This is a genomic window from Actinomyces timonensis DSM 23838 (genome assembly GCF_000295095.1).
Lineage (GTDB): Bacteria > Actinomycetota > Actinomycetes > Actinomycetales > Actinomycetaceae > Actinomyces > Actinomyces timonensis.
In genome coordinates this window covers 232072-243982 of sequence record NZ_JH806632.1, presented here as the reverse complement: position 1 = coordinate 243982, position 11911 = coordinate 232072, and the positions used below count along the sequence as shown (strand labels likewise).

Genomic DNA, 11911 nt, shown 5'->3' with positions numbered 1-11911 from the left:
CCGCCGTCGCCCGGCGCCTCTATCGCCGCATTCCCGCTATTCCAGCGCCGCGCAGGCGCACTCTGGATGCGCCTGCCACTGCCGCTCCACGCCCAGAGGCTCGATCCCCGAGACCTCCAGGCTGCGGCCGCGCCACGCCTCCCGCCCATCGGTGAGCACCTCCAGAACCGTCCTCGCCACGAGCCCCGCTGCCTGATGGACGAGCAGCCGCTCGATACGCGGCGCGGGCAGGCCCCGCTCCTGCGTGGCCACCGCCGGCCAACTCGGGTCGGCGTCCCGCTCGTACAGGTCGAGGCAGGCCGCGCACAGGGCCCTTCCGGGCTCCAGGAGCGGGCCGACGCGCACGCTCACCTCCCGCACCACCACCGGCAGATGCGGGGCCTCCGCCCGCGCCAGGCTCCTCGCCCGCACCGGGTCGATGAGATGCGGCTCGATGGTCAGCAGGAGGTCGGGGATGGCGCGCAGCGGGGCCCGGCGAGCCGTCGTCGGGAAGGACTCGGCCACGGCGGCGTCGAGGGACGGGTCCTCTGCCAGGAGCGTGCCCACCCCGGCCTCGGCGAGGAGGAGGAGCGCCTCGCGGGCGATCACCCCGGGCGAGCCCCCGATGGGGCCGCCCAGGACCGCCAGCCGCGCCTCGCCCAGGCGGCGGGCGCGGGCCGTGGCTCCGCCGGGTGAGCGCAGGCGCTCCCAGTACAGGAGGTCGTCCGCCTCGCGCTCCCCGCTCGGCAGCGGGCCCTCGCGGAGCATGCCGCCCTCGCGCAGCATCACCACGAGCTCGTTGGCCCGGCGCAGCGGCAGGTCGGCGAGCCTCGCCGAGCGGGACAACGACACCCGGTCAACACCCTGGTCGAGGCTGTCGATGAGCCGCTGCTCCGCCGTGCTCATCCCCGTCAGGACGACGGCGTTGCCCGACTCGGCCCCGATCTGGCACTCTCCGGGGCCCCGCCACAGGACGGGGGACGCTCCGCGCAGGCGCATGGCGATGCTCTCCTCACGGCCGCCATGGGAACGGGGAACCGGTGAGCCGGTCATGGGCGGGGCGGCCGGGATCAGCCTCGCACCCCAGGCGGCGCCGTGCCAGGGGGTCGGGCGGATCTGTGGAAAACTGTCCGTCGTCGCTGCTCGGAACCGGTTTCGATCCTGATGTCGACCGGTCTCGCGCGAAGGGAGCGGGGCGGGTCCCAGGACGGCGGGGCCGGCGTCGGGGTACCTTGAGCGATGCGCGCCGAGCGGGCGGCAGAGCCGACGCCTCCCGGGGCGCCAAGCGCAGGAGGAGACATGAGCAGCAGCCAGCCGATCCGCATCGGGGCCATCGACCTGGGCCCGTCCACCGGGAGGGTCATCGTCGGCACCATCGCCGAGGGGCGGATCACCCTGACTGAGACCAGGCGCTTCACCAACAGCGCCGTCCCACTGCCCACCCGCGCCGGCGAGCGCCTCTACTGGGACGTCCTGCGCCTGTGGGGCGAGATCCGCGAGGGACTGCTCGCCGCGGTGCGCGACGTCGGGCCCCTGTCCGCCATCGGCGTCGACGCCTGGGGCGTGGACTACGGCCTGGTCAACGGCAATGGCGTGCCGGCCGGCATGGTGAGCGCCTACAACTCCCAGCGCACCACGGGCATGCCCGAGCGCCTCTTCTCGGCCATCCCCGCGGGAGAGCTCTACCGGATCAACGGCCTGCAGGTCCAGGAGTTCAACACCGTCTTCCAGCTCCTCGCCGAGAAGCTCGACGGCGGCCTGCCCACCCCCGGCAACGGCCTGCCGTCCCGGACCCTGCTCCTCCTGCCCGACCTCATCACCTGCTGGCTCACCGGAGCGATGTACGCCGAGGTCACGAACGCCTCGACCACCGGCCTCGTGGACGTGCGGACGCGGAGCTGGTCCCGCCCGCTCGTCGAGCGCCTGCGCACCGAACTGGGCCTGGACCTGGTCGGCGTGCTCCCCGAGACGATCGAGGCGGGCACCGTCGTCGGGCCCGTGCGCCGCGACGCCCTCGAGGTCTTCGGTCCCGACGGCGCGCCCACGCCCGTGGTCGCCGTCGGCTCGCGCGACACCGCCTCCGCCGTAGTCGCCGTGCCCGCCACGGGCGAGGACTTCGCCTACGTGTCCTGCGGCACCTGGTCGCATGTGGGTCTGGAGCTGGAGCGGCCCGTGCTGTCCGAGGCCTCCCGTCGCGCCAACTTCTCCAACGAGCTCGGTGTCGACGGGAGCGTGCGCTACCTCAAGAACGTCATGGGCCTGTGGGTGCTCAACGAGGCCGTGCGCACCTGGGGCCGCCAGGGGCTCGACGTCTCCCTGACCGACCTCGACGCCGCCGCCGAGTCCAGCGAGCCGCTGCGCACCGTCGTCGACCTCGATGATCCCGCTTTCCTCGCCCCGGGGGACATGGCCGCCCGCATCGACGACGCCGCCCGCTCGACCGGCCAGCCGCGCCCCCGCACGGTCGGCGAGTACGCGCGATGCATCAACGAGTCCCTCGCCCTGGCCTATCGGAGGGCGGTGCGCCAGGCCGTGGCGCTGTCGGGCAAGCAGGTGAGCGTCCTGCACATCGTTGGTGGGGGAGTGCGCAACCGCCTCCTGTGCCAGTTGGCCGCCGACGCCACCGGCCTGCGCGTCGCGGCGGGCCCCGTCGAGGCGACGGCGCTAGGGAGCATCGCCATCGCGGCCCGCGGCGCGGGCCTCATCAGCGGCGAGTTGGCGCGGTTGCGCGACCTGGTGCGCGCCTCCGCCGAGATCGTGGAGTACGCGCCGGATCCCGACGCCGCCGAGGCCTGGGACGCCGCTGAGCGACGAGTCTTCGGGGAGCCCGCTTCCCAGTCGTGAACCACAGCCTGACGCGCGCTCCCGCGCGCCAGGCGCCTGTGGACCCCGAACCGGTCTCGCGGTGCTGTTCGCCCGGTTTCGCGGTGCTGTTCGCCCGGTCTCGGCGAGTTAGCGGGTGGTGACGGCCTGGCAGGTGGTGAGGGACGAGGTGTCGCCCGCCGCGATGCCCTCGACCGCCTGCACCGCCTCGTGCAGATTCGACACCGCGTAGACCTCCATGCCCTTCGGCTCATGGCCCACGACGTCCGCGCAGTTGGAGGCGGGCGCGAGGAAGTACTGCGACCCGGCGTCGGAGGCGCCGGCCATCTTCTGGGAGATGCCGCCGATGGGGCCGATGGTGCCGTCCGACGAGATCGTCCCGGTGCCGGCGATGTCCTTGCCGCCGGTGAGGTCGCCCGGGGTGGTCTTGTCGACGATCCCGAGGGCGAACATCGAGCCCGCGCTCGGCCCGCCCACATCGGACAGGGAGAAGGTGGCGTTGACGTCCGAGTTCGCGCGCACGTCGAGCATGACGCCCAGGAGGGAGCCCTGGCGGCCCGAGTCCTTGCCCGGTTCGAGGGTCGTCATCGTCAGGCTGGTGTCCTGGCCGTCGCGGCTCACCACGACCTGGACCTCGGTGCCCGGCGCGATGGTGGTCATGAGCTCCTGGAGCTGGGCGTAGGTGGAGGGGGTCGTCGTCTGCCCGCCCGCGGGTGTGATCGAGCGGATGACATCCCCGGCCTTGAAGACGCCGTCGCCGCGCTCCTCGGAGGTCCCCTTGACGGTGAGGATCATGGAATCCGCCTGGCCGGTCTCCATGAGCGCCGCGGTCACCGCCGTGTCCTGCGAGCTCGTCATCTGGGCCTGCTCGACCTCGTGCTGCTGCTCGGCGGTGACATCCCTGGGGCAGACCTGGTCGCGGTCGAGCACGACCTCATCGGGATCGAACCAGGCGTGGATGACGTCCAGCGCGGTCACCGGATAGCCCGGGCAGCCGGAGACGGACACCGTCGTCATCCGCAGCGCGCCCTGCGCGTCATAGGTCTGGGCGCCGGAGACGTTGATGAGATCGGTGGACTGTCCGTCGGACTGGACGGTGCCGAGCACGTTCCATGTGCGTCCCGGGCCCTCGATGACCTTCGGGACGGGGATCGTCGCCGCAGCGATGAAGGCCAGGATCCCCAGTGCCACCCCGGCGAGGAGCCAGCGCCACGGGTGGGCGACGCGGGGGCGGCCACCGGCAGTGTTCTCAGGGGCCTCAGGCCCGGGCACCGCGCCCGCGGTGGTGCTGGTCGGCGTGTCGGCGGGGGCGCCAGGGGCGGGCAGCGTCGGGTCCAGGTGCTCTGTCACGGCCCCATCATGGCCCACGGGCCGGTGCCGCGCCTACCTGCCCCGTCCCATTGCGTCGTCGCGCTGCTGGCGAAGCGCGTGCCTGGTGCGCGCTCGCCCGTGGCACGATCATCCTGTGCCCGCTGGCTCCCCGATCTGGGGCCCGCCATCCCGGCACGCCCCCGACGCCAGCCAACCACCGCCAGGGAGGAACCCCATGAGCGAGGACCCCTTCGAGACCCTTGAGGAGCTCCTCTCCGCGATCCTCGGACCCCAGACCGCGCACGACGCCGTCGCCGCCCTGCGATCCTCCGGCATCGACCCCGAGCAGCTCGCCTCGATGGGCGGGATGGAGGAGCTCGGCCGCATGAGCCCCGGGCAGGCCATGGCCATGCGCGCGCAGCTGTCCCAGATGTTCGCGGCCTCCTCATCCGAGCCGGTCAACTGGACGATGGGCCGCGATCTCGCGCTTCAGCAGGCGCGCGAGGGCGGCGACCCCACCGTCACCGCCGCGCAGGCGCAGGCGGTCCGCCAGGCCCTGACCGTCGCCGACCTCTGGTTGGACACCGCCACCGAGTTCATGCCCGCGCCGGGAGGCCGCGAGGCCTGGAGCCGCGACGCCTGGGTCACCCAGACCATGCCCGTGTGGAAGGACGTCTGCGCGCCGGTCGCGCAGGCCGCCACCCGCGCCCTCTCCGAGGCCCTCACCCACCAGATGCGGGAGATGGGCGAGTCCCTGGGGGACGACGGCGATGCCGCGGGCGAGGCCGCCAAGCAGGTCGGCGCCCTGGAGGCGATCATGCGGACCATGGCCGGCGCCGCCTTCGGCATGCAGCTCGGCCACGCCATCGGGCAGCTCGCCCGGGAGGCCGTGGCCTCCACCGAGGTCGGTCTGCCGCTCACCCGCGAGCCGGGCACCGCCCTCCTGCCCTCCAATATCAGCGCCTTCGCCGCCGAGCTGGAGGAGGACGAGGAGGAGGTGCGGATGTTCTTCGCCGTCCGCGAGGCCGCCACCGCCCGTCTGTACGCGCACGTCCCCTGGCTGCGCGGGCAGGTCATGGGCGCCGTCGAGGCCTACGCCCGCGGCATCGCCATCGACACCGACGCCGTCGAGGCCGCCGTGGCGCAGGTGGACCCGCACGACCCCGAGGCGATCCAGGCCGCGCTGGCGGGAGGAATGTTCTCCCCGCAGTCCAGTCCCGAGCAGGCCGAGGCGGTCGGGCGGCTCGAGACGCTCCTGGCCCTCATCGAGGGCTGGGTGCAGGTGGTCACCGAGCGGGCCATCGCCCCGCATCTGCCGCGAGGCATGGCGCTGGCCGAGATGATGCGGCGCCGCCGCGCCGCCGGCGGACCCGCCGAGCAGGTCTTCGCCCAGCTCATCGGGCTGGAGTTCCGCCCCCGGCTGGCCCGGGAGGCCGCCGAGCTGTGGCGGCGCATCGGCGCGGAGGCCGGCGACGCCGAGCGCGACGCCTTCTGGCAGCACCCCGACGTCATGCCCACCGCCTCCGAGCTCGCCCACCCCGAGGACTTCCTGACGATGCGGCAGGCGGACAAGGATATGGACGCCGAGATGGACGCCGATCTCGCCTCGTTGCTCGACGGCACCCTGGGCTACACCGACGCCGCCCGCGAGGCGGACAAGGGCAGCGCCGACGGCGGCCCTGAGGACGGTCCCGGCGGCGAGTGAGCCGGGTGGGCCCAGTGAGCCCGAGTGGGCCCACTGCCCAGATGAGGCTCAGATGAAGGTGGCCCGCAGGGCCTCCGCCAGCCCCGGCACCAGATCGGGGCCCTGGGCCACCGCGTCGGGGGAGTCCTGGGAGCGGGCGCGCACCGCGCACCACGCCTCGTTGGAGCGCAGCGCCCCGACGACGACGCGCACCTCCTCGCGATCCGTCCGGCTCTCCAGGTAGGCCAGCTGCTCGGCCTCGTCCTCGATGGCAGCGGCCTCCGCCTCCGCCTGAGCGGGAAGGACGATCCGCTCGGCGGACACCGCCACGCCGTCGACGCTCATCGGCCAGGCGAGCTGGGTGAGCAGGTCCTCCAGCGTCGCCGAGGCCGGCAGGTCCTCCTGCTCGACGATCATGAGCGACTCCGGGTTGGCCCTCGCGAGCTCCACGGCGCCCGGGTCCAGGACGTCGGCCAGGGATGGGTCGACCCGGAGGGCCGTCGAGGTGCGCACCAGGGCGAAGACCGCCACGGGAGCGTCCCAACCCCGCTTCGACATGTGCTCCTCGAGCTCCATGACGGCGTCGGCCAGGGCGACGTGGCGAGGCGAGCCGAGCGCGAGGCGCCGCCCGGCGCCCGTGCCGCCCCTGCCATCCGCCGCGCTGCTCGGAGAGGCGGACTGCTCGGAGGGCGTCGGCTGTGTCATGCGCCTATCCTCGCACCTTCCTCGTCGTGACGGCCCGTCATCCCAGCGCCGACGGCGCGCCCCGCTTTGATCGCCCTCTCGCGGCTATGGGACCATGGGCCAGGGCGCTTCGGCGCCGACCAGCCCGCGCGAGGGTCGCGCGGCACCAGCGACGGAGCGTGATCGTGAACAACAGGTCCGACGACGATCCCATCGACCAGCCAGACCCCGAGCGGCCCGACGGCGCGCCCCGGAGCCCCTCCGAGGGACCCGAGGAGCCCAAGGCCGGTGAGCAGGCGGAGGGCCCGAAAGAGCCGAAGAAGTCTGAGGGCACTGCGGACGCTGTGGGCTCTCAGGGCTCTCAGGGCGCGGAGGACTCCAGGGACTCCGATGACGAGCCCAGCAAGGAGGACCGCGTCCGCTCGGGCATGTTCTTCGAGGGCGACGCCGCGTTCCTGCGCCACCTCGGCGATGCTCTCAAGGCCCACGACCCCAGCCCGTCGGGTGACGACGGCGAGCCGGGCTCCGGCGGCGGCAGCGGGAGCGGCGGCTCCGGAGGCTCCGGCGGTTCTGGTGGGCACGACGGCGGCCGCGCCCACCGATCCTCCAGTGGCTCTGGTGATGCTGCCCGCTCCCGGCGCCCCGGACCGCTCTCGCTGACGATCAGCATCCTGACGGCGGCCGCGGTGCTCATCGGCTTCCTGTCGCGCTCCTGGACGGAGGTCCTCTGGTTCAACCAGCTGGGCTACCAGCGGATCTTCTGGACCCACTGGGCCAGCGCGGGCGCGCTGTTCGTCGTCGGGTTCCTCATCATGTTCCTTGCCGCGGGGGGCGCGATGGTCGCGGCCTACCGGGCCCGCGAGATCGAGCTCCCCACCGATGAGGCCACCCGCAACCTGGAGGCCTACCGCACGCTCGTCGAGCCCTTCCGCCGGCGCCTGGCCTGGATCATCCCGGCGGTCCTGGCACTGGCCGGCGCGGCCTGGGAGCTCGCGCCCAAGTGGCAGCAGTTCCTCCTGGCCTTCAACGCCGAGTCCTTCGGGGTCACCGATCCCCAGTTCGGCATGGACATCTCGTTCTACGTCTTCATCCTCCCGGTGCTCACCACCGTCGTCGGCTTCCTCATCCGCGTGGTCATCTTCGCGGGCCTGGCGAGCGTGGCCGTCCACTACCTCTACGGCGGGATCGCGGTGGCGCGCGCCCAGCACGTCACCCGCGCCGCGCGCATCCACCTCACCGGCTTCATGGCGGCCCTCAGCCTCCTGCTCGGCGCGCGCTACTGGCTGACCCGCTACACCTCGCTGTACTCCTCGAACTCCAAGTTCGACGGCGCCGCCTACACCGACGTCAACGCGGTCCTGCCCGCGCAGGCGATCCTGGCGGCCATCGCCGTCGTCATCGCGGTGCTGTTCATCGCCTCGATCCGCTCCAGCTCGTGGCGCCTGCCCATTATCGGCGTCGTCGTCATGGTGGCCTCCGCCCTGGTGGTCGGGACCGGCTACCCGATGGTCGTCCAGCGCTTCGTCGTCGAGCCCAACGCGCAGCGCGAGGAATCGGAGTACATCGGGCGCAATATCAACGCCACGCTCGCCGCCTACGGCCTGGGGGACGCCAGCCTGTCCGCCTATGACGCCAAGACCACGGCCGAGCCGGGCCAGCTGCTGGCGGACGCGGAGTCGACGGCGTCGATCCGACTGCTCGACCCCAACCAGATCTCCCCGACCTTCCGGCAGGTCCAGCAGAACAAGCAGTACTACTCCTTCCAGCCGCGCCTGAACGTGGACCGCTATCAGATCGACGGCAAGAGCCGGGACACGGTCATCGCGGTGCGCGAGCTCAACCTCAACGGCGTCGGACAGGATCAGCGCACCTGGATCAATGACCACACCGTCTACACCCACGGCTACGGCGTCGTCACCGCCTACGGCAACACCCTGGCCTCCGACGGCAGCCCGGCCTTCTGGGAGGGCGGCATCCCCTCGCAGGGGGACCTGGGGGAGTACGAGCCGCGCATCTACTTCGGCCAGTCCTCTCCCGAGTACTCGATCGTCGGTGGGGACGACGGCGGCAGCCCCCGCGAGCTCGACTACCCCGACGACACCGCGCCCAACGGCCAGGTGAACTCGACCTTCTCCGGCAATGGGGGCCCCAGCGTCTCCAACTACTGGAACCGGTTGCTCTACGCGGTGAAGTTCCGGGAGATGAACCTGCTGTTCTCCAAGGAGGTCCGGGAAGGCTCCCAGATCCTCTACGACCGCGATCCCGCCCAGCGCGTCGCGAAGGTCGCCCCCTGGCTCACGCTGGACGGCAACCCCTACCCGGCTGTCGTGGATGACGACGACGACCCCTCGACGCCCAAGCGCGTCCTGTGGATCCTCGACGGCTACACGACGACGAACAACTACCCGTACTCCCAGCACGACTCCCTCACGGCGGCGACCGGCTCGAGCTCCTTGGTGAGCGCGCCGGAGGAGTCGAACTACGTGCGCAACTCCGTCAAGGCGGTCGTCGACGCCTATGACGGCTCGGTGCGCCTGTTCGAGTGGGACCAGGACGATCCGATCCTCAAGGCCTGGTCCAAGGTGTTCCCGGGCACAGTCATCCCGATGAGCCAGATGAGCGCGGATCTCATGGCGCATATGCGATACCCGGAGGACCTGTTCAAGGTCCAGCGCTCCATCATGGCGAAATACCACGTCCAGGACCCGGCGAGCTTCTACTCCGGTGGAGACTTCTGGCAGGTCCCCGACGACCCGACCCGTGACGCCGATCCGAACAAGCAGGGCGAGTCCCCGCAGGACCCGTACTACCTGAGCCTGAAGATGCCGGACCAGGACGCGGCGAGCTTCTCCTTGTCCAGTGTCTTCATCTTCCCCGGGCGCACAGTGCTCACGGCCTTCATGGCGGTGGACTCCGAGACCTCCTCCGGCCAGCCCGGGGTGCGCAATCCGAACTACGGCAAGATACGCGTTCTCGAGTTGCCCAGGTCCTCGAATATCCCGGGGCCCGGCCAGGTGCAGGGCAATTTCAACTCCTACGGCGAGGCCTCGCAGGTGCTCAACCTGCTGTCCCAGCAGGGGTCCCAGGTGATCAAGGGGAACCTCCTGACCCTCCCGGTGGGAGGGGGCCTGCTGTACGTCCAGCCCGTGTACGTCCAGTCGTCCTCGGGCACGCAGTACCCGCTGCTGCGCAAGGTGCTGGTCTCCTTCGGCGACAAGGTCGGCTTCGCGGACACCCTCTCCGGCGCGCTCGACCAGGTCTTCGGCGGTGACTCGGGGGCAACGACGGGCCAGGAGGAGGTCAACGGCGATGCCGCTGCCGCCAACGGCACCTCGACGGCGCCCATCGACTCCGGCGGGGGAGGCGCGGGCGCTCCCGCTCCGGATGCCTCGGCCGCTGCCACACCAGCGCCGACGGCGGCTCCGAGCGCCCCGGCGACGACGGCGCCCGCCTCGCCCGCGCCCAGCGCCTCCGCGTCCGGCTCAACCGGTGATCCGGCGACGGATCTCCAGACGGCGCTCGCGGACGCGCAGACCGCGATGAGCGACGCGGACAAGGCCCTCAAGGCCGGCGACTGGACGGCCTACGGCGACGCGCAGAAGCGCCTCGACTCGGCGATCTCCCGGGCTGTTGAGGCCCAGGGGAAGCTGAACAACAAGTAGGAGCGGCGGCTGGCCGGGCCCGGTGGGCTCGGCCGGCCGCTGAGCCCGACGCGCTGGCCGTGCCGGTCTGCCAGCCGCCCTCCTGGTGAGGAAGGGCACGCTCCGCCGGCTTGAAGGCGGCGACGGGCGCGGGCTAGAGTTCTACTCGCCGACGCGGGGTGGAGCAGTTCGGTAGCTCGCCGGGCTCATAACCCGGAGGTCGCAGGTTCGAATCCTGTCCCCGCTACGAGAGCGGAGTCCCCGGCACCAGCAGGTGCCGGGGACTTCTGCGTTTGCGGCATCGCACGAAGCCGGGCCGCGTCCGCGAGAGGTCGACGTCGTGGCCGCTTGGACGGGGGCTTGGGTGCTTGTACGGGGGTTCGCCCCTCTGGCCGGGGTCTTCCCCCTCAGGACGGGGGTAGCGCCCCCGTCCTGTGCCGCGAACCCCCGGCATGACCCCCGAACCCGCGTACAGACAGACAGGAAGGGTTACGTCCAGGAGGGCGCCGCGCCGGCGGGCCTCATGCATCTAGCCCTCGTGCAGGGCCGTCCTGGAGTCGGCGACCAACTGGTCGACGGAGTCGACCACGGCTTCCAGTTGCTGTGTGTCGGTGCTGAGCCGGGTGAGGGCGGTCGCGGCTCGTGCCGCGAAGTCATGCGAGTCGGTGGGGAGGCGCTGCACATCGACGATCGCGCCCTTCTCGTTGGTCACCCAGCTGCCGGCCGACGCGTGCCACGCGTGCGCGCACAGCATGAGAGCCGTGGAACAGCAGAGCACGATGTACCCCACGTCGAGTTTCGGGATGCCTTTCCGCGCGGCGTCCACGTAGAACCCGGCTTGCCACAGGTTCTCGATCATGGAAGCGCGTAGTGCTGGCGGGTACGGAGTGAGCGCTGCCCGCAATGGATCGAGCACCCCGTCCGGGTCCGACAGGGGCAAACATGTGGCCAACTCCCCGGCATAGGAGACGTCCAGGAACCCCAACGGGTGCCCTGGCTGGGAGTGGAAGGCGAACTCGCCCCTTTCCGCTCGGCGGCACTGCTGCGCGACCCGATCCAGATCGCGCAGGATCCAGTCAACGGCCGTTCCGTCGACCGTGAGCCAGCCCCCGCCGTCCACCCAGGGCCCCCATGAGCCCGGGCCGGACACGTTCACCGGGCCGTCGTCGGCGAACAAGCCCGTGAGCCGCCGCAGTTCCTCCACGTCCAGCGACGGACGGTCGTAGTACAGGCCAAGGTCCACGTCAGAAGCCGCGTGGTGAGTGCCCTTCGCCCTGCTGCCACCCAGCACCACGGCCTTCACCCCGCCAACACGAGTGAGCGACTCGGCCATCGCCTGAATCCGGTCGTCAGCGATCATCGTCCCATCCTTCCTCGCCCTCGCTCATCGGTGAGGTTGGGCGCACACGTACTGAGTCGGCCTGGGAGCGGTTGGGACGCGTTCCCTGGGTTCCGGCGCGATAGTCATCGAGGCGGGTCTCCTCGGACTCCTCGCGCAGCCGCATGATCATCGCGGTGGCGACCTCTCGTGCCATGTCAATCCTCCTGCCGGTTGTCGGGCTTCAGATCGGCACCGGTTGCCCGCCAAGCGTTGATGAGGTGGAGATCCCCATCATCATCCCTCCAGGCGATCACTACCAGGACTCGGCCGGCGCGCTGGGGACTGTTCGGGATCTAGTTTGCCGTCTCAGCCCGCACAAACCGTCTCGGCCCGCCCTTGCGCCCTCGAACTGCGAGGATGAGACGGTTTCTGCGGGCTGAGGGCGCAAGGGCGGGCCGAGACGGCGAC

General features: G+C 71.6%; 8 protein-coding genes and 1 tRNA gene. 4 read left to right on the top strand and 5 right to left on the bottom strand.

The window, feature by feature from the left end; translation table 11 throughout:
• Window positions 1-36 precede the first annotated feature (36 nt).
• Window positions 37-978 carry a hypothetical protein gene (locus tag A1QA_RS0101085; RefSeq protein ID WP_017177090.1) on the bottom strand — a complete coding sequence of 314 codons (942 nt, stop codon included), beginning with the start codon at window positions 976-978 and terminating at the stop codon, window positions 37-39.
• A 300-nt stretch (window positions 979-1278) separates the two neighbouring features.
• On the opposite strand from A1QA_RS0101085, the gene A1QA_RS0101080 reads away from it, so the two are divergent.
• Window positions 1279-2823 carry a rhamnulokinase gene (locus tag A1QA_RS0101080; protein ID WP_017177089.1) on the top strand — a complete coding sequence of 515 codons (1545 nt, stop codon included), beginning with the start codon at window positions 1279-1281 and terminating at the stop codon, window positions 2821-2823.
• 108 nt (window positions 2824-2931) lie between these two features.
• Here A1QA_RS0101080 and A1QA_RS0101075 read toward each other — a convergent pair whose 3' ends face one another.
• Window positions 2932-4152, bottom strand: a complete 1221-nt coding sequence (locus tag A1QA_RS0101075; protein WP_017177088.1) for a YlbL family protein — start codon at window positions 4150-4152, stop codon at window positions 2932-2934.
• Between the two features lie 196 nt (window positions 4153-4348).
• On the opposite strand from A1QA_RS0101075, the gene A1QA_RS0101070 reads away from it, so the two are divergent.
• Window positions 4349-5818, top strand: coding sequence for a zinc-dependent metalloprotease (locus tag A1QA_RS0101070; RefSeq protein WP_017177087.1), 1470 nt, complete (start codon window positions 4349-4351; stop codon window positions 5816-5818).
• A 48-nt stretch (window positions 5819-5866) separates the two neighbouring features.
• Here the strand turns inward: A1QA_RS0101070 and A1QA_RS15195 are convergent, their stop codons facing one another.
• Window positions 5867-6502 (bottom strand): PPA1309 family protein, encoded by a 636-nt coding sequence (locus A1QA_RS15195; protein ID WP_017177086.1) that lies wholly within the window; start codon window positions 6500-6502, stop codon window positions 5867-5869.
• Between the two features lie 407 nt (window positions 6503-6909).
• On the opposite strand from A1QA_RS15195, the gene A1QA_RS0101060 reads away from it, so the two are divergent.
• Complete coding sequence (locus A1QA_RS0101060; protein WP_425265726.1) at window positions 6910-10143, top strand: UPF0182 family membrane protein; 3234 nt, start codon at window positions 6910-6912, stop codon at window positions 10141-10143.
• Window positions 10144-10295: 152 nt separating this feature from the next.
• Window positions 10296-10369, top strand: a tRNA-Met gene (locus tag A1QA_RS0101055).
• 282 nt (window positions 10370-10651) lie between these two features.
• Here A1QA_RS0101055 and A1QA_RS0101050 read toward each other — a convergent pair.
• Together A1QA_RS0101050 and A1QA_RS0101045 are read right to left on the bottom strand one after the other, a co-directional pair.
• The gene (locus A1QA_RS0101050) at window positions 10652-11482 is read right to left on the bottom strand and encodes a nucleotidyltransferase domain-containing protein (RefSeq protein ID WP_017177084.1); all 831 of its coding nucleotides are present in this window, start codon (window positions 11480-11482) and stop codon (window positions 10652-10654) included.
• Window positions 11472-11657 (bottom strand): hypothetical protein, encoded by a 186-nt coding sequence (locus A1QA_RS0101045; protein ID WP_017177083.1) that lies wholly within the window; start codon window positions 11655-11657, stop codon window positions 11472-11474. Before A1QA_RS0101045 ends, A1QA_RS0101050 begins: the two co-directional genes overlap by 11 nt.
• Window positions 11658-11911: the final 254 nt, after the last annotated feature.